20 protein-coding genes are annotated in these 18,353 nt (G+C 60.4%); 9 read left to right on the forward strand and 11 right to left on the reverse strand.

The genetic code is table 11. The annotated features are described in order from the left end of the window. Nucleotides 1-22 precede the first annotated feature (22 nt). Entirely contained in the window at nt 23-904 is an 882-nt protein-coding gene (locus FHX15_RS03240; RefSeq protein WP_184393624.1) for an SDR family oxidoreductase, read from the reverse strand. Between the two features lie 119 nt (nt 905-1,023). On the opposite strand from FHX15_RS03240, the gene FHX15_RS03245 reads away from it, so the two are divergent. Then, nucleotides 1,024-1,452: a winged helix-turn-helix transcriptional regulator gene (locus tag FHX15_RS03245; protein ID WP_184393626.1), complete on the forward strand. Its 429-nt coding sequence runs from the start codon at nt 1,024-1,026 to the stop codon at nt 1,450-1,452. Between the two features lie 40 nt (nt 1,453-1,492). Here FHX15_RS03245 and FHX15_RS03250 read toward each other — a convergent pair whose 3' ends face one another. The 4 genes from FHX15_RS03250 to FHX15_RS03265 form a co-directional block, all read right to left on the reverse strand. Then, nucleotides 1,493-2,701, reverse strand: coding sequence for an MFS transporter (locus tag FHX15_RS03250; protein WP_184393627.1), 1,209 nt, complete (start codon nt 2,699-2,701; stop codon nt 1,493-1,495). A gap of 92 nt (nt 2,702-2,793) precedes the next feature. Continuing rightward, nucleotides 2,794-3,420, reverse strand: coding sequence for a TetR/AcrR family transcriptional regulator (locus tag FHX15_RS03255; RefSeq protein ID WP_184393629.1), 627 nt, complete (start codon nt 3,418-3,420; stop codon nt 2,794-2,796). A gap of 60 nt (nt 3,421-3,480) precedes the next feature. Next, the gene (locus FHX15_RS03260) at nt 3,481-4,398 is read right to left on the reverse strand and encodes a helix-turn-helix domain-containing GNAT family N-acetyltransferase (RefSeq protein ID WP_184393630.1); all 918 of its coding nucleotides are present in this window, start codon (nt 4,396-4,398) and stop codon (nt 3,481-3,483) included. Nucleotides 4,399-4,460: 62 nt separating this feature from the next. Further along, a complete protein-coding gene (locus tag FHX15_RS03265; RefSeq protein WP_184393632.1) occupies nt 4,461-5,183 on the reverse strand; it encodes an aspartate/glutamate racemase family protein in 723 nt (240 codons plus the stop codon). 150 nt (nt 5,184-5,333) lie between these two features. Between FHX15_RS03265 and FHX15_RS03270 the strand changes: the two genes are divergently transcribed. The 3 genes from FHX15_RS03270 to FHX15_RS03280 all read left to right on the forward strand — a co-directional run bounded on the left by FHX15_RS03270 (nt 5,334) and on the right by FHX15_RS03280 (nt 8,450). Continuing rightward, on the forward strand, nt 5,334-5,795 hold the full coding sequence (locus tag FHX15_RS03270; RefSeq protein ID WP_184393634.1) for an Lrp/AsnC family transcriptional regulator: 462 nt from the start codon (nt 5,334-5,336) through the stop codon (nt 5,793-5,795). A gap of 88 nt (nt 5,796-5,883) precedes the next feature. Further along, nucleotides 5,884-7,149, forward strand: coding sequence for an NAD(P)/FAD-dependent oxidoreductase (locus FHX15_RS03275; RefSeq protein WP_184393636.1), 1,266 nt, complete (start codon nt 5,884-5,886; stop codon nt 7,147-7,149). Nucleotides 7,150-7,367: 218 nt separating this feature from the next. Then, a complete protein-coding gene (locus tag FHX15_RS03280; protein WP_184393638.1) occupies nt 7,368-8,450 on the forward strand; it encodes an acyltransferase family protein in 1,083 nt (360 codons plus the stop codon). A 48-nt stretch (nt 8,451-8,498) separates the two neighbouring features. On the opposite strand, the gene FHX15_RS03285 is transcribed toward FHX15_RS03280, so the two are convergent. Further along, nucleotides 8,499-9,545, reverse strand: coding sequence for an NAD(P)-dependent alcohol dehydrogenase (locus FHX15_RS03285; RefSeq protein ID WP_184393640.1), 1,047 nt, complete (start codon nt 9,543-9,545; stop codon nt 8,499-8,501). 197 nt (nt 9,546-9,742) lie between these two features. Here FHX15_RS03285 and FHX15_RS03290 point away from each other — a divergent pair, with 197 nt between their 5' ends. The 3 genes from FHX15_RS03290 (at nt 9,743) to FHX15_RS03300 (ending at nt 13,491) form a co-directional block, all read left to right on the forward strand. Further along, nucleotides 9,743-10,651 (forward strand): AraC family transcriptional regulator, encoded by a 909-nt coding sequence (locus FHX15_RS03290; RefSeq protein WP_184393642.1) that lies wholly within the window; start codon nt 9,743-9,745, stop codon nt 10,649-10,651. Nucleotides 10,652-10,750: 99 nt separating this feature from the next. After that, nucleotides 10,751-11,809 carry a glycosyltransferase family 2 protein gene (locus tag FHX15_RS03295; protein ID WP_184393644.1) on the forward strand — a complete coding sequence of 353 codons (1,059 nt, stop codon included), beginning with the start codon at nt 10,751-10,753 and terminating at the stop codon, nt 11,807-11,809. Next, the gene (locus FHX15_RS03300) at nt 11,809-13,491 is read left to right on the forward strand and encodes a hypothetical protein (protein ID WP_184393646.1); all 1,683 of its coding nucleotides are present in this window, start codon (nt 11,809-11,811) and stop codon (nt 13,489-13,491) included. The genes FHX15_RS03295 and FHX15_RS03300 overlap by 1 nt, the downstream gene beginning before the upstream one ends. A 36-nt stretch (nt 13,492-13,527) precedes the next feature. Here FHX15_RS03300 and FHX15_RS03305 read toward each other — a convergent pair whose 3' ends face one another. Next, nucleotides 13,528-13,884 carry a DUF4087 domain-containing protein gene (locus FHX15_RS03305; RefSeq protein ID WP_184393648.1) on the reverse strand — a complete coding sequence of 119 codons (357 nt, stop codon included), beginning with the start codon at nt 13,882-13,884 and terminating at the stop codon, nt 13,528-13,530. 173 nt (nt 13,885-14,057) lie between these two features. Here FHX15_RS03305 and FHX15_RS03310 point away from each other — a divergent pair, with 173 nt between their 5' ends. Next, nucleotides 14,058-14,708, forward strand: coding sequence for a TetR/AcrR family transcriptional regulator C-terminal domain-containing protein (locus tag FHX15_RS03310; RefSeq protein WP_184393650.1), 651 nt, complete (start codon nt 14,058-14,060; stop codon nt 14,706-14,708). A 46-nt stretch (nt 14,709-14,754) separates the two neighbouring features. Continuing rightward, nucleotides 14,755-15,774 (forward strand): ketol-acid reductoisomerase, encoded by a 1,020-nt coding sequence (gene ilvC / locus FHX15_RS03315; protein WP_184393651.1) that lies wholly within the window; start codon nt 14,755-14,757, stop codon nt 15,772-15,774. Between the two features lie 51 nt (nt 15,775-15,825). Here the strand turns inward: ilvC and FHX15_RS03320 are convergent, their stop codons facing one another. The 4 genes from FHX15_RS03320 to FHX15_RS03335 all read right to left on the reverse strand — a co-directional run bounded on the left by FHX15_RS03320 (nt 15,826) and on the right by FHX15_RS03335 (nt 18,249). Then, nucleotides 15,826-16,401, reverse strand: coding sequence for a bifunctional 2-polyprenyl-6-hydroxyphenol methylase/3-demethylubiquinol 3-O-methyltransferase UbiG (locus FHX15_RS03320; RefSeq protein ID WP_184393653.1), 576 nt, complete (start codon nt 16,399-16,401; stop codon nt 15,826-15,828). Next, complete coding sequence (locus tag FHX15_RS03325; RefSeq protein WP_184393655.1) at nt 16,398-16,775, reverse strand: type II toxin-antitoxin system VapC family toxin; 378 nt, start codon at nt 16,773-16,775, stop codon at nt 16,398-16,400. The genes FHX15_RS03320 and FHX15_RS03325 overlap by 4 nt, the downstream gene beginning before the upstream one ends. After that, the gene (locus FHX15_RS03330) at nt 16,775-16,984 is read right to left on the reverse strand and encodes an AbrB/MazE/SpoVT family DNA-binding domain-containing protein (RefSeq protein WP_184393657.1); all 210 of its coding nucleotides are present in this window, start codon (nt 16,982-16,984) and stop codon (nt 16,775-16,777) included. Before FHX15_RS03330 ends, FHX15_RS03325 begins: the two co-directional genes overlap by 1 nt. Nucleotides 16,985-17,151: 167 nt before the next feature. Then, nucleotides 17,152-18,249, reverse strand: a complete 1,098-nt coding sequence (locus FHX15_RS03335; RefSeq protein ID WP_184393659.1) for a branched-chain amino acid aminotransferase — start codon at nt 18,247-18,249, stop codon at nt 17,152-17,154. Nucleotides 18,250-18,353 lie beyond the last annotated feature (104 nt).

Raw genomic sequence — 18,353 nt, forward strand, 5'->3', positions numbered from 1 at the left:
AAGGGCGAGCCTTGAGACCGGCTCAAGCTGTAAGAGCGGCCTTGTTGGCGACGAAGTAGTCCTTCAGCGACTGCGGTTGTTTTCCCGTCAGCTTGGTGAAATCGTCGGTGACGATATCGAACTTGCCGGCGCGTATGTTGGCATCGGCGGAAACCAGCATGTCGGCGACAAAGCCCGGCAGGCCGGCGCCACGGATGCCCTGGCCGAGTTGCTCGTCGCTCACCGGTACGACTTCCAACGGCTTGCCTGTGGCTTCGGTGGCGATTGCGGCGATTTCCTTTGGAGTCAGCGACTGCTTGCCGGTCAGCGTGTAAGTGCCGGTGGTACCGGCAGCGAGGACCGACGCGATGGCGAGCGCGCAGTCGTCGCGCGAGATGGTCGAGATCTTGCCGTCGCCGGCCGAGGTGAACCACTTTCCGGCCTGCAGATTGTGCGGCATGCTGTGCATGTAGTTGTCGTGATACCAGGCGTCGCGGACGATCGCGTAGGGGATGCCGCTTTCCTTGATGGCGTTTTCAGTGCCGAGATGGTCGGGCGCGAAGGTGACGAGCGAATTGTCAGGGGCGGGCATGGAGGTGTAGGTGACGTGCTTCACCTTGGCCTTGACGGCAGCGGCAACGGCGGCTTTGTGCTGGACCAGGCGCTTGCCGGGGGTGTCCAGCGCATCGGTGCTGATGATGAGCAGGCGGTCGACACCGGCAAAGGCAGCTTCGAGGCTGGCGGCATCATCGAAATCTGCCTTGCGGGTGATTACACCCTTGGCGGCGAGGAGGGCGAGCTTCTCCGGGCTGCGGGTCGCGGCGACGATATTGGCGGGGGCGACCTTGTAGCTTTCGATCAGGTGATGAATGACACGCTGGCCGAGCTGACCCGCAGCGCCGGTGACGAGAATGATTTCGCTCATAGTATCCTCTAGTGGTTGACAGCTGGTCTCAAAAAGAGAGTAACACTAGAATAGGAATTGACCTCCGACTGTAAAGAAGGCAGTTTTTCGGGAGTTCGTTACCAAAAGGGAACCAGCTGATGGCCGGAACAGTCGTCAATCTGAAAGCCAGAACAGATCAATCCGAGGGGCTGGGCGCGAGGCGCGAGATCGATCTTGCCAGTCTGGATTTCACCAATTGCCCGGTTCGTGATGTGTTGCAGCAGATTGGTGGCAAATGGTCGACGCTGATTCTCGAAGCGCTTGCCAAGCAGCCCTACCGTTTTGGCGAGTTGCGTCGGATGATCCCCGACATTTCCCAGCGCATGCTCACTCAGTCGCTGCGCGACCTGCAGCGGGATGGTTATATCGAGCGGGAGGTTTTTCCGACGAAGCCGCCGAGTGTGGAGTACCGGATGACGGAACTTGGGCGGTCACTCTATACGGCGCTCTCGCAGTTGTTGAACTGGGCAGAGGCGAACCATGATGCGGTTCGCGCCGCGCGGCTGCGTTTCGATGCAGAACAATGAAAGAGAGATCAGGCGGTCGAGCCGCCTGATCCGGATTTGATTACTTCTCACGGCCTTCCGTCAGGAAGAACAGGAAGGCAATGGCCGGGAAACAGAAGCCGATCCATGCAGCCATCGTCCAGCCGCCGGTTGCATAAGCCCAGCCGCCGAGCGCGGAACCGATTGCGCCGCCGGTGAAGAAAGTCGCCATGAACAGACCATTCAGGCGGCCGCGATGTTCCGGGCTCAGCCCGTAGATGGCACGCTGGCCGCAGACGAGGTTGGTCGTCACGCCGAAATCCAGAAGGATCGCCGCAGCCGTCAGCAGGACCAGCGCCATAAGCGAGCCGTCGGTCGCGAACTGGCTGATGAGGAAGGAACCCATGCCGAGCAGCATCGCGAGCGTCGAGGCGACCTTCGTCAGGCCCCGGTCAGCCAGGCGGCCGGCGATCGGAGAGGCGATGGCGCCGGCGGCACCAGCGAGCGCAAAAAGGGCAATGCCACTCTGCGATATGCCGAAAGCCGGGCTTGCGAGCAACAGTGGTGCGGTCGTCCAGAACAGGCTGAAAGCACCGAACATACCGGCCTGATAGAGAGCGCGGCGCTGCAGCACGCGCGAGTTCAGCGCCAGATGGCCCATCGAGGCCAGCAGCTCACCATAACGAAGTCTCGTATGGGGGATGCGGACCGGCAGGTTGGCGCGCAGCACTAGGCCGAGCACGATCATGACGGCGGCGGTGACATAGTAGACCATATGCCAGGAGGAAGCTTCGGCAACGAGGCTTGCAAAGGGGCGTGCGAGCATGATGCCGCAGAGCAGGCCGCTCATGACATTGCCGACGACCTGGCCGCGCGTCGCGTCCGGCGCCATGCTGGCGGCGAAGGGCACGAGGACCTGCGCTGCTACCGAGGCGAGACCGATACAGAGCGAGGCCGTCAGGAACATGCCGGGCGTCGAGGAGAAGGCCGCGCCGATGAGGGCAAGTGCGGAGCCAACCGTCAGCGTCAGGATGAGACGGCGATTTTCGAAGAGGTCGGCAAGCGGCACCAGAAGCAGAAGGCCAAGACCGTAGCCGATCTGCGTCAGCGTGACGATAAGGCCGGTTGCGGCCGGCGAGAAGCCGAGATCGGCGCTGATCAGACCGGCAAGCGGCTGGCCGTAATAGAGGTTGGCGGCGACGAAGCCGCAGGAAGCTGCAAAAAGGAAAGTTAGCCAAGGGGATAGGGTGCGGGACATGGCCGTATCCGGCGTGGTGGCTGAAACACTCATCAGAAACTCCAATAGGCAATGATCGGGAGGATTGAATGCAATCTTGTCGTCTGACGCCACCCGATCCCTGACCGGACGGCGCATTTCGGTTGTCAAGTCACGAGCCACATTGCGGCTTCGGCCGCAGCCATCATCTCTTTCTGGCCGCGCCCCGTCCTCCCGATGACGCGCAAACCCTTGGTCAGGCAGAGAAACGTGAGAGCCGTAGCATCGGCATCCACCGTCGATGGAATAGTGCCGTCGGCCTGGCCGATGCGGATGAGATCGGCCATCAGCTTTTCGTCGGCGGAAAAGGCTGCGCCTACATGTTCTGCAGTTTCTTTGTCCAGCAGCGACAAATCGTTTGCGCCGCCCACCACGAGGCAGCCCTTAAGGCCCGCTTCGCCATGGGAAAGCTCGGCGTAGTACATGACCATCTGGAAGACCTTTTCGCGGCCGGTCTTCACGGATGCAATTTTCGCCTCCAGCCGGCCGCGACCGAGCAGGCGATAACGCTTGAAGGCGGCAAGGAAGATACCGCGCTTATCCTTGAAGGCCTTGTAGACGCTGCCGGAGGCAAGGCCCATGGCTTCGGTGAGTTCGCTAATCGAGGCGGCGTGGTAGCCGCGCTCGGAGAAGACGCGCAGCGCAGCATCCAGCGCAGCGTCCATGTCGAATGCGCGCGGACGACCGCGGCTGCGGACTTTCATGTCGGGTGTAGTGTGGTCGGCAAGTGTCATGCCGATTAATTAGGAAACGATCGTTCCCAAATCAAGTGAAATCTTCGCGACGCAGCAAAATCAGAGATCGAGCACCCAGGTCTGGCCATTGGCCTCGGGGCCGAACATGCGGTGTCTTTCCTCGGAGACAAGCCGGAAGCCAGCCTTCTGGTAGATGGCGCGAGCGGCGTGCAGGAAGTCATTGGTCCAGAGCGAGATCTGCCGGTAGCCTTTGCGGCGCGAGAAGGCGATGCACTCGTCGACGAGTTGCTTGCCGAGGCCAAGACCACGGGCGGCCTTGTCGACATAGAGCAGGCGAAGCTTGGCGATGCCATCACCGCCATTGGTGATCAGCACCGAGCCGAGATTGACGCCGCCGCGCTCGGCAATCCAGCAATATTCCATCTCGGGATCGAAATTGGCGAGGAACTTGCCGGCGACTTCGGCGACCAGCCCTTCGAAGCGCAGATCCCATCCATATTCCTCGGCATAGAAACGCCCCTGGCTTTGGACGATCCAGCCGATGTCGCCGGCGCGATGCGGCCGGATGGTGGCGGCCGCGGGCTTTGCCTGCGGATCGAGGATGGCGCGGACCGTGTGCATGGCGGCAACAGCGGCCTGCGGCTGGCCGTCGGCCAGCATATCGAAGCGGGCGGCGATCTGGGCATTGGAACGGCGGCCAAGTTCCTCGAACTGAGCGCGTCCCTTGCCGGTGACAGTGAGAATCTGGCTGCGCTGATCGGCTGGATCGGGCGTCGCCTCAATGAAGTCTTCTTCGCGGAAGCGCTTGAGGATACGGCTGAGATAGGCGGGATCGAGCTGCAGGTCGCGGGCGAGCGCGCCGGCATTGACGCCGTTGTGGACGCTGATCTCGAAGAGCACGCGCGCATCCGTCAGCGTGAAGGGGGTATCGAGATAGGCCTTGTTCAGAAGGCCGAGGAAGTTGGTGTAGAAGCGATTGAATTCGCGGACAGATTCGATGAGGGCAATATCGGTCATGGCAGGGTCTCCCGACAGAAACCCTGCTGCTTTTGCTTGACTGAGTCAACTAAATTGATGACTCAGGCTGCGTCTTCTTCTTCGTTTGCCAGTTCTCCCTCAAGTGCGAAATCGACAGCGGCGCGGGCATGGATCGCCGTCGTGTCGAAGCCGGGCAGGGGAAGATGATCGGGATTGAGGATCATGCAGATCTCGGTGCAGCCGAGGATGATGCTGTCGGCGCCCTTGGCATGGGCGCGCTCGATCACCGCCAGTAGCTTTTCGCGCGAGCTGTCAAGCACCTTGCCGGCGCAGAGCTCGTTGAAAATGATATCATGGACGGTGGTGCGGTCGGCGGCATCAGGCACGACGATGTCAAGGCCGAGGCTCTTCATGCGGTCACGATAGAAGCCGTGCTCCATCGTGTAGCGCGTGGCGAGCAGCAGCGGGCGCTTGCAGCCGGCGGCATGGATCGTCTTCGCGGTCTCGTCGATGATGTGGATCAGCGGCACGGAGATATGTGTGGCAACTTCCGGCGCGATCAGGTGCATGGTGTTGGTGCAGATCAGTACGCAGTCGGCGCCGCCGATTTGCAGGCGCAGTGCGATGTCGCCGAGGCGCGAAGCGGCCATATCCCAGGCGCCGGCCTTCTGCAGGGCAACGATGTCCTCGAAATTCACCGAATGCATCGTCAATTCGGCGGAAGCCAGCCCGCCCAAGCGCTCGCGTACCATCTCGTTGATGAGGCGGTAATAGACTGCCGAACTTTCAAAGCTCATGCCGCCGATCAGGCCGATTGTTTTCATGGATGGTCGCTCCCTGGAGTGTTTTCTAATGTGCTCATGATGCGACAGATCGGGCGCGATGTGTTTGCGTTGTTTGTCATTTTGCATCGTTCTGTGCTAGGCTTTTGCACCATTTTTGATTTTTCTGCAAAAATTCAGCGTGAGCTTCTCATGATTGATGATCGCGACAGGCGGATTCTCGACATCCTGCAAGAAAATGCCGGCATCTCCGTGACCGACCTTTCCGAACAGGTGTCGCTTTCGGTCTCGGCCTGTTCGCGGCGCATCCAGCGGCTGGAGGAGACCGGCCATATTGCCCGGCGCATCGTCGTGCTCGACCGGGAGAAGATGGGCGTGCCGACGACCGTTTTCGCGCTCGTCAAAACCGCGCATCATTCCGACGAATGGACCGAGAGCTTTCGGCGGGCGATCAGCGACATACCCGAGATCGTTGAGGCGCACCGGCTGACGGGCAATTTCGATTACATCCTGAAAATCGTGCTGCCGCGCGTCGAGCATTACGACGTCATCTACAAGCGGATCGTGCGGCGCATCGAGCTTTTCGAAGTATCGGCCTCGATTTCGATGGAACTGATGAAGAGCGGCACTTCCATACCCGTTTCCTATGCCTGACGTGATGGGGAGATATACCGAAACAGCGGTTGAAACCTTTGCTCGAAAGGCGACATTTGTTGCAGCGCAATAAAGAAAGGGTAGGGGCATGAGCGAACATCACGTCGTCGTTATCGGCGGCGGTTTCGGCGGGCTGCAGCTCGTCAATGGGTTAAAAGGCGCGGGCGTGAAGATCACACTCATCGACCGGCGCAACCACCATCTCTTCCAGCCGCTTCTTTATCAGGTGGCGACGACCATCCTGTCCACCTCCGAGATCGCCTGGCCAATCCGCCATCTCTATGCCGACCGGCCCGACGTGACTGTGCTGCTCGGCGAGGTCAATGGCGTCGATCCCAAGGCCAAGAGTGTTTCGCTGCGCAGCGGCATGATTCTGAATTACGATACGCTGGTGCTGGCGACGGGCGCCACGCATGCCTATTTCGGCCATGACGAATGGGAGCCGGTCGCACCCGGCCTGAAGACGCTGGAGGATGCGACGACGATCCGGCGCCGCGTCCTGCTCGCTTTCGAGCGGGCGGAAGTGGAGAGCGATCCGGCGGTACGCGATGCATTGCTTACGTTTTCCATCGTCGGCGCCGGCCCGACCGGTGTCGAACTTGCCGGTATTATCGCCGAACTCGCACACTTCACGCTGCCCAAGGAATTCCGCAATATTGATACACGCAAGACCCGCGTCGTGCTCATCGAGGCAGGCCCGCGCGTGTTGCCTGCCTTTGCAGAGGAACTTTCGGCCTATGCGCAGAAGGCACTGGAGAAGCTCGGCGTCGAGGTATTGAGGGGAACGCCGGTGACGCAGTGCACGGCTGACGGTGTTACGGTCGGCGAAAACTTCATTCCGAGCCGGACGATCGTCTGGGCGGCCGGTGTTCAGGCCTCGCATGCGGCGCGCTGGCTGGGCGTGCCAGCCGACCGGGCGGGACGCACGATCGTGGAAAAGAACCTGACCGCGCCGGGCCTGCCTGACGTTTTCGTCATTGGCGATACGGCTTCCGTGACCCAGGAGAACGGCAAGCCGGTGCCGGGCATCGCGCCGGCGGCCAAGCAGCAGGGTGGCTATGTGGCGAAAGTCATCCGCGCCCGCATATCAGGCAAGCCGGCGCCGGGACCGTTCAAATATTTCCATCAGGGGAGCCTGGCGACGATCGGCAAGAGTGCGGCCATCATCGATTTCGGCCGGATCAAGCTCAAGGGCTGGATCGCCTGGTGGATATGGGGCCTTGCGCATATCTACTTCCTGATCGGCACGCGCTCGCGCTTCACGGTCGCCTGGAACTGGCTGTGGATTTATCTTAGCGGCCAACACAGCGCCCGACTGATTACCCAGCGCGAGACGATGCGCGACGACGGGTAGAGGGACAAACCTGAAAGAAAAGAGCGGCTTCCGGAGCCGCCCTTTCCTCAGAAGTCGTGTAGCAACTATCGGATGAGCCTTCCCCGTTTAGGTACGGTGGCCCTCTGGAGACGGTCCGACTGCGTCGAGCATCCGTCGATGCTGAGCAATTTCCTCGCTAAAGGTCTCTATCTCGATTAGTTATGGATCGCTGCCAGAGAAGAAAGCGCGATGTTTACATGACAACTGGGATAACCGCTGATGGAAAGCATCGATTTTGGGTGCTCGACTTGCTACGCGGAGCATCTGCAATACTCATACTCATCTATCATTCCAGCAATGTTTTTCCCATCGCCTATGCCGCAGTCGATCTTTTCTTCATGTTAAGCGGATTCGTGTTGGCGGAAAGATACGGCGAGAGCCTGTTACAGGAGGGCGGTCGCCGAGACTTCATTCGTCATCGGATTGCGCGATTGTATCCTGTCTACCTCGTGTGCACATTGTTAGGCGCTGTTTCGGTTTTCCCATTGATTGGTCATCTAGAAAACTGGAGTGTCAGCGCGTTTGCCGTCTCCCTGGTGACCAGCCTGCTCTTCCTTCCCGCGCCGTCGGACACGGTTCTCGGTATTCTGCCCCTGAATGGGCCGGCATGGTCGTTGTTCTTCGAAGTTGTGGCCAATGTGGTTTTTCTGTTCACTGCGGCTGGTCTCGAAGCGGCTGTCTCTATTGTCGTGCTGTCAGCGCCAACCTTCGTCGTCGCGTTGTGGTACTTTCATTTTCCGCCGGGCTCTGTTTGGAGCGATATTGTGGGAGGCTTTCCACGGGTGCTCGCATCGTTCTATGGCGGAGTGCTTATGAGTTGCCTTTGGCGACGAGGTTTCCGCATCAGGCTTGCTGCGTGGCCCTGTTGGATTTTGGTAGCCGCTCTCGCGGCGCTTTATTCGGGGTTCATCTTCACCGAGAGAAAATATTATCTGCTGCTTACATTTGTCGCTCACCCGGCGATTATCTGGTTTGGCCTGTGTCTGGCAAGAAATGAGCGGCTTGAACGCATCGCCACCTGGATGGGCGAAATATCCTATCCACTTTTCCTTACGCATGTACCGCTGCTTATTCTTCTCGCAACGCATGGCGTGGGCCATTGTTTTGCTTTGCGCAATTATCTGGGGCTCGGCAATACCTCCTGGGGCGGCGAATGCCACCGGGACGCGACCCCGTTGGTGATATTCCTTTTGCCGCTGTCATTATTGGCGGCGCAGCTCATCGCCATCTCAGTCCAATCCTCTGGCCGAAAGCTGTGTCTTCGTTGGAGCCCTATTTAGGCGTCCATTCCGATGGCGGCCCCCGAAGGAGCCGCCCCTTCTGTTTTATCACTGTGCCAGCGAAGCGATGTCGATGACGAAGCGGTAGCGCACGTCGCTCTTCAGCACGCGCTCATAGGCTTCGTTGACCTGCTGGATGTTGATCTTCTCGATTTCGGAAACGATGTTATGCTCGCCGCAGAAGTCGAGCATTTCCTGGGTTTCCTTGATCGAGCCGATCATAGAGCCGGAAATGCTCTTGCGGCCCGGAATGATTGAGAAGGCGTGAACCGGGATCGGGTTTTCGGGCGCGCCGACCACGACGAAGGCACCATCCACCTTGATAAGGCCGAGATAGGCGTTCCAGTCGATCTCGGAGCTCACCGTGCAGATGATGAGGTCGAAGGTGCCGGCGAGCTTCTTGAAGGTTTCCGGGTCGTTGGTGGCGTAATATTCCTTGGCCCCGAGCTTCAGGCCATCTTCCTTCTTGGACAGCGTCTGGGACAGCACGGTAATATCAGCACCCATGGCCGCACCGAGCTTGACGCCCATATGGCCGAGGCCGCCCATGCCGAGGATCGCGACCTTCTTGCCGGGGCCGGCATTCCAGTGGCGCAGCGGCGAATAGAGCGTGATGCCGGCGCAGAGCAGCGGCGCAGACGCATCCAGTGGAAGGTTGTCCGGGATGGACATGACATAGCCTTCCTTGACGACGATCGAGTCGGAATAGCCGCCCTGGGTGCGGGTCTTGCCGTCGGCTTCGTTGTCGTTATAGGTGCCGACGAGGCCCGGCATGTACTGTTCACGGTCGACATCGCGGGTGGCGCAGCCGACACAGGAATCGACGAAGCAGCCGACGCCGACGCGGTCGCCGACCTTGAACTTGGTCACTTCGGAACCGACGGCGGTGACGATGCCGGCGATCTCGTGGCCCGGTACGATCGGGTAGACGGCATTCTTCCACTCGTTGCGGACGGTGTGGATGTCCGAATGGCAGATGCCGGCGAACTTGATGGCGATGACGACATCATCCGGGTTCGGATCGCGGCGTTCGAAGGTAAAGGGCGTTAGCGGCTTGGAAGCGTCAGTTGCGGCATAGCCTCTAGCGACAGGCATGGGAACCATCCTTTTTCGTATTGGGAAGGAGTGAGAGGGTGACCGGACTATTGCCTGGAACCGCGCAGCAGCGTTAGAGCGATCCTCTCAGCTTTTTGCACGATCCTGCAAAAGTGCGCCGGCCACCCGTTTGCGAAATGGAAAAGCGGACTTAGATTGGGATTAGATCGCAGGTGTGAGACAGAAAGAGTTGCCGCATGACATTGCCTTTCAATCCCTACCGGGAAATCGTCGATATCGCGATGCGCTTTGCGCCCGGCGATGGTGAGTTTCGGACTTCGATCGGCAATCTTCACATCAGCCGGCGCTCCAAACCTAGCGATCCCCTGCACAGCAGCTACAAGCCCTGTTTTGCCTTTGTGCTGCAGGGTGCCAAGAGCCTTCGCCTCGGTGACGAGTTCATCAGCTACGGTACCGGCGATTACCTCCTGACCTCGCTCGACCTGCCGGTTGCCTGGCGCGTCGTCGAGGCGAGCATCGAAGTGCCGCATCTCTGTCTGGGGCTGGCGATCGATTCTGAAAAGCTGCTCGAGCTCTTGAGTCGCATCGATGTCCCACGTCCCGCTGCTCATACGGACGGGCAGCGCGGCATGACCGTAAACGCCGCGCCGCCGGAGCTTTTGGATGCTGCCGTGCGGCTCTTGCGTTTGCTCGATCGCCCAAATGACATACCAGCCATGGCGCCCCTGATCGAGCAGGAAATCCTCTACAGGATACTGACCGGGCCTGATGGCGAGCGGCTGATCAATATCGCCACTGCCGACAGCCACAGCAACAGAATCGCGCGCGCAGTTGCCTGGCTGAAGGAGAATTTCGCCCGGCCATTGCGCATCGAGGAGCTGGCCGATCACGTCAATATGAGCGCGTCCTCCTTCCATCACCATTTCAAATCGGTGACGGCGATGACGCCGATGCAGTATCAGAAACAGCTTCGTCTGCACGAGGCTCGGCGGCTGATGCTGGTGGAGAGGCTCGACGCGGGGACCGCCGGCCATCGGGTCGGCTACCAGAGCCCGTCGCAGTTCAGCCGCGAATATAGCCGCCTCTATGGCGCGTCGCCGGCGCGTGATGTCGATGGCGCACGCGAGATCATCGCGGCGGAATAGACCGTCGCGTCCCACCCGGTGCCTGGCAGGGTTGCCATTAAAAGATGTTTGACGTTTGTTGGCTAAGCTGCTCGCGGAACCCCGAGCACTGATGGCGGCATGACTAAAACACCACTTCTCTCCATCGTCGCGCCTTGCCACAACGAGGAAGAGGGGCTGCGCGAGTTCTGCCGGCGGGCCGCAGCTGCTGCGCACAGTGTCGCCGGCGATGCCTTCGAGCTCATTCTCGTCGATGACGGATCGTCCGACGGCACATGGGAGATCATCTCGGACCTGGCCGCAAAGGTGCCGCAGGTGCTCGGCGTTCGTCTTCTGCGCAATCACGGTCACCAGCTGGCATCGACGGCGGGACTTGCTGCTTCGCGGGGAGAGCGCGTGCTCCTGATCGACGCCGATCTTCAGGATCCGCCCGAGCTGCTTTTGATGATGATGCCCATCATGGAGCGCGGCGCCGATGTCGTCTACGGCCAGCGCACCCGCCGCGAGGGCGAGACCTGGTTCAAGCTCGCCTCGGCTTCGATTTTCTATCGCGCTCTCACCCAGCTCGCGTCGGTGACCATTCCGCGCGATACCGGCGATTTCCGGCTGATGCGGCGGCGTGTCGTCGATATCCTGCTGGCGATGCCGGAGCGCCATCGCTTCATCCGCGGCATGGTCAGCTGGATCGGCGGCAAGCAGGTGGCTCTGCCTTACGAACGCGACGCGCGATTTGCCGGCACGACGAAATATCCGCTGCGGAAGATGATCAATTTTGCGCTGGACGCAATTACCAGCTTCTCGACGACGCCACTGCGCATCGCCACCTGGCTCGGCATGATCAGCGCCGGTGTCGCACTTGCCTTGCTCGTCTACACTTTCGTTCGCTGGCTGCAGGGCGAGACGGTTACCGGCTGGTCTTCGATCATGGCCGCGGTCAGCGCCTTCAGCGCGATCCAGCTGATCTGCATCGGCATCATCGGCGAATATCTCGGCCGTCTCGTGCAGGAAAGCAAACGGCGGCCGATGTTCATGATCGAGACGATCCTGCGCGGCAGTGAACAGGCCGAGTTGCCGGCCGTTTTTTCGGAGATGAGTGCTGACGACAGACGCGCTGCGCTGGACGAGGTCTTTGCACCCGGTGAGACGCCGCGTTCGCAAAAGAGCGGCCGGCTCGGATAATGGACCGTGTCGCGATGCCCGATGCGATCGTTGCCCGGTCCGATGTGCCTGCCGTCCGGCAGGATTCCACTATTGCGATTATCGTCTTCGTCGCACTTGTCGCTGCCTTGGTGGTGCTGTGTCGCTTTCCGCCGGTTCTCGACTACCCCAATCACTATGCCCGCATCTGGCTGCTTTCGGGTGGTCTCGGCGAACAGCCGTTTCCCGAGATCTATACGGTCGACTGGAGCCGCACCTTTACCAATATCGGGATGGACCTCCTCGCCGCCTGGATAGGGCCATTCGTCGGTTCCGACAGGCTGGCGCGGGCTCTGCTCTTTCTGGCGATCGTGCTGCCGCCTCTGGGCGCAATCAGCCTACACCGTGCGCTATTTGACGGCCGGCACTACTGGCAGATTGCCATTCTGTCCCTCGGCTGGTGCGCCACCATGGTCGGAGGCTTCATCAACTTTCAGATCGGCCTCGGGATGGCCCTGTTCTTCGCCCGCGTCGATCTGCGGCTGCAAAGCGGAAGTCCCGCCCGCCTTTTTGCCTGGCGGCTTGCCGCAGCACTGCTGCTGACGGTGATGCACATATTCTCACTCGGTTTCTATATTGCGATTATTTGCGGCCTCGAATTCTCCTGGCGCATCGACATATTGCGATCGAGAGCTGGCCTGGTCAGACTTGCTGGCCATTTGGCACTCGCACTTAGCGCCTGTCTCTTGATACCTCTTGCGCTGTATTCGCGTACGCCCACCTTGCCAAACGCGGGCGGAAATGGCTTTGGCCTCGTCTGGAACGACGGTGCCGTGCTTGTGGTCATAAACCTTCTCTCCGCGATCGCTACCTATATCCCGGTGGTGGATGTCCTGCTCGTTCTGCCGCTGATCCTCATCTGCACGCGTGCTGCGCGCGGAGGGGACATCCGCATTCACGCCGGGCTCGCCGTCGCTGCCTGCGGGTTGCTGTTTCTCTCCATAATTTCGCCTCGGCACATGCTCGGCACCGGATGGATCAGCTGGCGCTTTCCGATCATGACGGCGCTCGTCGCCATGGCGATGGTGTGTCCCTTCGCCAACCTGCCGCGCCGGCAGGCGCTGTTGCTGGCGCTTGTCGTCAATCTCGCCGTCTTCGGCCGCGCCGGTTGGATCGGCTGGAACTGGTGGCTCGCACAGCAGGACTTCGCCTCCGTTGAGCGGGTCCTGAAGAAGGTGCCAGCCGGCGCTGCCGTTCTACCCTTGGGGCACGAACCGGAGATCGTCGGCGGCTTTGCCCGCTCCAACCGGTATTTTGCCTGGGGACTGGATACATTCAGGCACCTAGCGACACTCTCCGTGCCCTTCTCGCATGCTTTTGTGCCGACGCTGTTCACGGCAAAGGGCAAGCAGCCGCTTTCGGTTCTGCCGCCGTGGTCCGAGATCGCGGTTCCCGAAGGCAACCTGCTGCCGACCGGCGTGCTTTCGTGCCCGACCATGATGCGGGAATACAGGGACTATGCGCCTTATCTGTCGGACTGGCGGAACCGCTTCGACTTCGTCCTCGTCGCCAACGCCGATATTCCCGACCGCACTGTCGGCAACTTCATGCCGTCGGGACTGACGTTGGTCGAGGATGCCGGTTTTGCCAAGCTTTACGCGATCGGCAAGGCACCATCGACGGAGCCTTTCTCTATCCCCGCCGGCTGCCTTGCGAGGCCTTAGGCTGGCGCTCCACATCTTGGACCGTGCTGCGGCTTGTCAGCCGGGAAATTTCAGCGCCTGGTCGTTGCGGCACTTGGCAAGCGCGAGCTGACGGAAGGAAAGGATGCGCGTGATGCGCTCCTTGCCATCGGTCTCGACACTCATGCAGGCGCAGGCATAACCGTAATTGCCATTGGTCTTGACATAATCGTGCTCGGAGATGTCGGGGATGAGGTCCATGCCTTCGGGCTCGTCGCCGCCTCCCTGCGTCATGATCGTCCAGGTATTTTCCGCATCTGCCAGCCACCAGTTGGCGGGCGTTGGGTTCTGAAGCCAGCCGCAGCGCGTCTCCGCAGCGTGGGCCGGAAAGGCGAGGGCTGACGAGAGGGCGGCGGCGAAAGCAATTGTCTTCATGGGCGATTCTCCTTGATGCCGGATGCTCACCCATTTGTCCGCCTTCGAACAGCCGAATTCCGCTGTTTCATAGGATACGAAAAAATCTCCTAGCGGTTCTTGACGGGAGCCTGTGATCTGGCGCATAACGCCACGAACCGTACCGTACGGTACGTAAATGGGGAGTTGAATCCGTGTCAGTCGATGTCGCAGAGCCGAGCGAGTTTTCGCCACGCCAGAACGCCGTTCTGGAGCAGGCGCTGCAGCTTCTCGTCGATGGAGGGGAGAAGGCGCTGACGACCTCGGGTGTGGCGCGCGCTGCCAACTGCTCCAAGGAAAGCCTCTATAAATGGTTCGGCGATCGCGACGGTTTGCTGTCTGCGATGATAGCCTATCAGGCGAGCAAGGTTCGTACCTTCGAGCGCAGCGGCGAGCGGCTGACCTACACAAGCCTGCACGACCATCTCGTCATCTTCGCCCGTGACCTGCTCGAGGTTCTCGCAGGCGACGTGTCGCTGGCGCTGAACCGGCTGGCGATCGGCCAGTCCCACCGCGCCGGCTCCAAGCTCGGCAAGCTCCTGCTCGAGCGAGGCCGCCGGCAGATCGATCGCCGCGCAATGGCGCTGATCGATGCCGGAAAAAGGGCAGGGCTGCTCCGCTTTATGGATGCCGACGAAGCCTATCATACGCTTTACGGCCTCATCGTTTCCGATCTGCATGTGCGCATGCTACTCGGCGAGCCGGGGCTGAAGGATACCGCACGTCAGGCGGAGAAAGCTGTGACCGCTTTCCTGCGCCTCTACGGCACGGAGAAGGTTCTGGCGGAGATGCCGATCCTCGGCTGACCCGTTTTATACAGTCAACAAGACAAGCAAAGGGAAGGAACTTCAAATGCGCGTCTATTATGATCGTGATGCCGATCTCAACCTCATCAAGTCCAAGAAGGTCGCCGTCATCGGCTATGGTTCGCAGGGTCGCGCACATGCGCTGAACCTCAAGGATTCCGGCGCTCAGAACGTCGTCATCGCGCTCAAGGCCGGTTCGCCGACCGTCAAAAAGGCCGAGGCCGACGGCTTCAAGGTCATGACGGTTGCCGAAGCTGCCGCCTGGGCCGACCTGATGATGATGGCGACGCCGGACGAACTGCAGGCTGACATCTACAAGGCCGATATCGCTCCGAACATCCGCGACGGCGCAGCCATCGCCTTCGCCCACGGCCTCAACGTTCACTTCGGCCTTATCGAGCCGAAGGCTTCGGTCGATGTCGTCATGATTGCCCCGAAGGGCCCGGGCCACACGGTTCGCGGCGAATACCAGAAAGGCGGCGGCGTTCCCTGCCTCGTTGCCGTTCACCAGAACGCTTCCGGCAATGCGCTTGAACTCGCTCTCTCCTACGCCTGCGGTGTCGGCGGCGGCCGTTCGGGCATCATCGAAACCAACTTCCGCGAAGAGTGCGAAACCGACCTCTTCGGCGAACAGGTCGTTCTCTGCGGCGGTCTCGTCGAGCTCATCCGCGCCGGTTTCGAAACGCTTGTTGAAGCCGGTTACGCTCCGGAAATGGCCTATTTCGAGTGCCTGCACGAAGTAAAGCTGATCGTCGACCTGATCTATGAAGGCGGCATCGCCAACATGAACTACTCGATCTCCAATACGGCCGAGTGGGGCGAATACGTCACGGGCCCGCGCATCATCACTGAGGAAACCAAGGCTGAGATGAAGCGCGTGCTGAAGGACATCCAGACCGGCAAATTCACCTCCGAATGGATGCAGGAATACCGGTCGGGTGCTGCCCGCTTCAAGGGCATCCGCCGCAACAACGACGCCCATCAAATCGAAGAAGTCGGCACGAAGCTTCGTGCTATGATGCCGTGGATCGGCAAGAATAAGCTGGTCGACAAGTCGGTCAACTAAGCTGAATTCAGACTGTGATCATAAGAGGCCGGGGCGAAAGCTCCGGCCTTTTCATTTACGGGCGGCAAGATGCAGCCAGCGGGTCGGCTTACCGTCGTAACCGCCGCCATCGACTTCCTTGATCGTGACGTCTCTCCAGCCGCCGGCAACGAGCAATTCCTGCAGCCATTCCCTTGAAGGGTAATTGTAATAGCGCCCGAAACCATCATGGCCTTCGGCGGTGCCGGCTTTGAAGCTCGCATGGAAGATGCCGTCTTCCGTCAGGGCGTTGCGAATGAGGGCAAGAATGCCGGCGAGGTCGGCGCGAGGCACATGCAGAAGGCTCGCCTCGGCCCAGACGCCGTCGAATTCTTCATATGCGGCAAGCTCCTCGAAGCGCATGACCTTCACCGGCCTACCGATCAGCTTCTCGGCCTGTCGGGCAAGCTCCGCCGAGCCATCTGTGGGCAACACGTCGAAGCCTTTTGAGAGCATGTAGGCGCAGTCCTGCCCGCCACCGCAGCCGAGTTCGAGAATGCGTGCCTTTTCGGAAAGAGCGGAGAGGAAAGCGTCCAGTCTTGCCCTAGGGAGCTTCCGGTCGCGAGTGGCGTAAGTCTCGGCGTTGTCCTCGTAGAAGGCTTTCGTCATGGGTTCTTCTCAAGATAGACCACACGATCGAGATCCTTGAAATGGGCGTCGAGGGTCAGCACGTCGGCGTCGTGCATTTCCGCGGTGGCATAAATGATGGCGTCGGCAAGGGCGAGTTTGCGTTTTGCTGAAACTTCGGCGGCGCGGCGGGCGAGCGCCGTCTCGAGCGGAGCTATGATGCAGGTGGCGGTATAGGCGAAGAAGGAATCGACGGCTTCTTCGCCGAGTTCGCGCTCCAGCCATTTGGCGAGTTCGAGCTGGACGATGGTCGGGACGATGCATTCGGTTCGCCCAGGCATCTGGGCTTGCAGACGATCTGCGGCGGGGCCATGGGTCAGCCATTCGATCCAGGCCGAGCTGTCGACGACACGCATCAGAGGCGGTCTTTCCTGTCGCGGTAATTGCTGGGGTCGGCGCCTTTGGCGATGCCCCTGAGGTCGGCGAGTTCGGGGACAGGGATGAGAAGGACGCCTTTGCCCTTTGGTATAAAGACGAACTCCTGGCCGGCGGACCAATGCTGCTGTTCGCGCACTTCCTTCGGAATGGAAATCTGGAATTTTGCAGAGAGAGTTGCGGTTACCATTCTTACCCTTCCTCTATCGATCCGTGGAGGGTAAGAATTTTGCTGATTGCAGTCAATGGCGAAGCTTTTTAGTAAAAACTGGGCATTGCGCCCGGTTTTCAAAGTGTCGTTTCATGAAAGTCCACCGGCTGGGAACGCCATCGCGATGCCGACATCCGAAGTTCAAATCACAGAACGCGGCGCGTCCAGCCGCGCTCGTCGTTGGTGATGCCCTTCTGCAGGCTGACGAGCTGCTGGCGCAGCTCTGTGGTCAGCTTGCCGGTCTGTCCGTCTCCGACCTTGAACTCGCCGCCGGCGTGGCGAACGAGGCCGATGCCGGCCAGCACCGCGGCCGTGCCGCAGGCGAAGGCTTCGACGAGCTTGCCGCTGGCCGCATCCGCCTGCCATTCGTCGAAGGAGTAGGGGCGCTCTTCGACGCGCAAGCCCTTTTCCTTGGCGAGCACGATGACCGAGGCGCGGGTGATGCCGGGCAGGATCGTGCCGCCGAGCGGAGGGGTTACCACTGATCCGTCATTCATGACGAAGAAGACGTTCATGCCGCCGAGTTCTTCGACCCAGCGATGTTCGGCAGCATCGAGGAAGACGACCTGGTCGCAATCCTTCTTGGCTGCTTCGGCCTGAGCCACGAGGCTTGCCGCATAATTGCCGCCGCATTTTGCAGCACCGGTGCCGCCGGCGGCTGCGCGGGTATAGGCGGTTTCGACCCAGAGCGAGACTGCCTTGGCGCCGCCCTTGAAATAGGCGCCGACTGGGGAGGCGATGATGCAGAAAATATATTCCTGCGCCGGGCGAACGCCGAGGAATGCCTCATTGGCAAACATGAAGGGGCGCAGGTAGAGGCTGGCGTCGCCTGAGGGTATCCAGTTCTTGTCGACGCGGACCAGTTCTTCGACCGCCTTCAGGAAAAGTTCTTCCGGCACGGCGGGCATTGCCATGCGCGCTGCCGACTGCGCGAAACGGCGGGCGTTCTCTTCGGGCCGAAAGAGCAGGATGCGGCCATCGTCCGCCTTGTAGGCCTTCATGCCTTCAAAGATTTCCTGGGCGTAGTGGAGCACAGCGCTTGCCGGATCGAGCTCCAGCGGGCGGCGCGGAGTCACCTTCGCATCGTGCCAGCCCTTTTCGGCCGTCCACCGCGCCAAAACCATGTGATCGGTGAAGATCTTGCCAAAGCCCGGTGTTTCCAGTGCCTTGATACGGTCGGCGTCGGAGACAGGAGACTTGTGGAATTCGATTGTGATTTCAGGAGAGGTCGACGTCGCGGTCATGCTGGCACCTTGATAGTCCATTGAATAATGGCGGGCACACTACTGCCGCCAGGCCGGTTTTGGAAAGGTCTGAATCGGCCGGTTTCGGCGTTTGGTCAAAGGAA

Source organism: Rhizobium sp. BK650, assembly GCF_014195325.1.
Classification (GTDB): Bacteria; Pseudomonadota; Alphaproteobacteria; order Rhizobiales; family Rhizobiaceae; genus Rhizobium.

Excerpts from the sequence above, each read along its gene's own strand:
- FHX15_RS03320 (WP_184393653.1), bottom strand. The coding sequence starts at position 16,401 with ATGACGAAAGCCTTCTACGAGGACAACGCCGAGACTTACGCCACTCGC.
- FHX15_RS03245 (WP_184393626.1), top strand. The coding sequence starts at position 1,024 with ATGGCCGGAACAGTCGTCAATCTGAAAGCCAGAACAGATCAATCCGAG.
- FHX15_RS03250 (WP_184393627.1), bottom strand. The coding sequence starts at position 2,701 with ATGAGTGTTTCAGCCACCACGCCGGATACGGCCATGTCCCGCACCCTA.
- FHX15_RS03260 (WP_184393630.1), bottom strand. The coding sequence starts at position 4,398 with ATGACCGATATTGCCCTCATCGAATCTGTCCGCGAATTCAATCGCTTC.
- FHX15_RS03300 (WP_184393646.1), top strand. The coding sequence starts at position 11,809 with ATGGACCGTGTCGCGATGCCCGATGCGATCGTTGCCCGGTCCGATGTG.
- FHX15_RS03295 (WP_184393644.1), top strand. The coding sequence starts at position 10,751 with ATGACTAAAACACCACTTCTCTCCATCGTCGCGCCTTGCCACAACGAG.
- FHX15_RS03290 (WP_184393642.1), top strand. The coding sequence starts at position 9,743 with ATGACATTGCCTTTCAATCCCTACCGGGAAATCGTCGATATCGCGATG.
- FHX15_RS03240 (WP_184393624.1), bottom strand. The coding sequence starts at position 904 with ATGAGCGAAATCATTCTCGTCACCGGCGCTGCGGGTCAGCTCGGCCAG.
- FHX15_RS03305 (WP_184393648.1), bottom strand. The coding sequence starts at position 13,884 with ATGAAGACAATTGCTTTCGCCGCCGCCCTCTCGTCAGCCCTCGCCTTT.
- ilvC (WP_184393651.1), top strand. The coding sequence starts at position 14,755 with ATGCGCGTCTATTATGATCGTGATGCCGATCTCAACCTCATCAAGTCC.
- FHX15_RS03330 (WP_184393657.1), bottom strand. The coding sequence starts at position 16,984 with ATGGTAACCGCAACTCTCTCTGCAAAATTCCAGATTTCCATTCCGAAG.
- FHX15_RS03255 (WP_184393629.1), bottom strand. The coding sequence starts at position 3,420 with ATGACACTTGCCGACCACACTACACCCGACATGAAAGTCCGCAGCCGC.
- FHX15_RS03275 (WP_184393636.1), top strand. The coding sequence starts at position 5,884 with ATGAGCGAACATCACGTCGTCGTTATCGGCGGCGGTTTCGGCGGGCTG.
- FHX15_RS03270 (WP_184393634.1), top strand. The coding sequence starts at position 5,334 with ATGATTGATGATCGCGACAGGCGGATTCTCGACATCCTGCAAGAAAAT.
- FHX15_RS03265 (WP_184393632.1), bottom strand. The coding sequence starts at position 5,183 with ATGAAAACAATCGGCCTGATCGGCGGCATGAGCTTTGAAAGTTCGGCA.
- FHX15_RS03325 (WP_184393655.1), bottom strand. The coding sequence starts at position 16,775 with ATGCGTGTCGTCGACAGCTCGGCCTGGATCGAATGGCTGACCCATGGC.
- FHX15_RS03280 (WP_184393638.1), top strand. The coding sequence starts at position 7,368 with ATGACAACTGGGATAACCGCTGATGGAAAGCATCGATTTTGGGTGCTC.
- FHX15_RS03285 (WP_184393640.1), bottom strand. The coding sequence starts at position 9,545 with ATGCCTGTCGCTAGAGGCTATGCCGCAACTGACGCTTCCAAGCCGCTA.
- FHX15_RS03335 (WP_184393659.1), bottom strand. The coding sequence starts at position 18,249 with ATGACCGCGACGTCGACCTCTCCTGAAATCACAATCGAATTCCACAAG.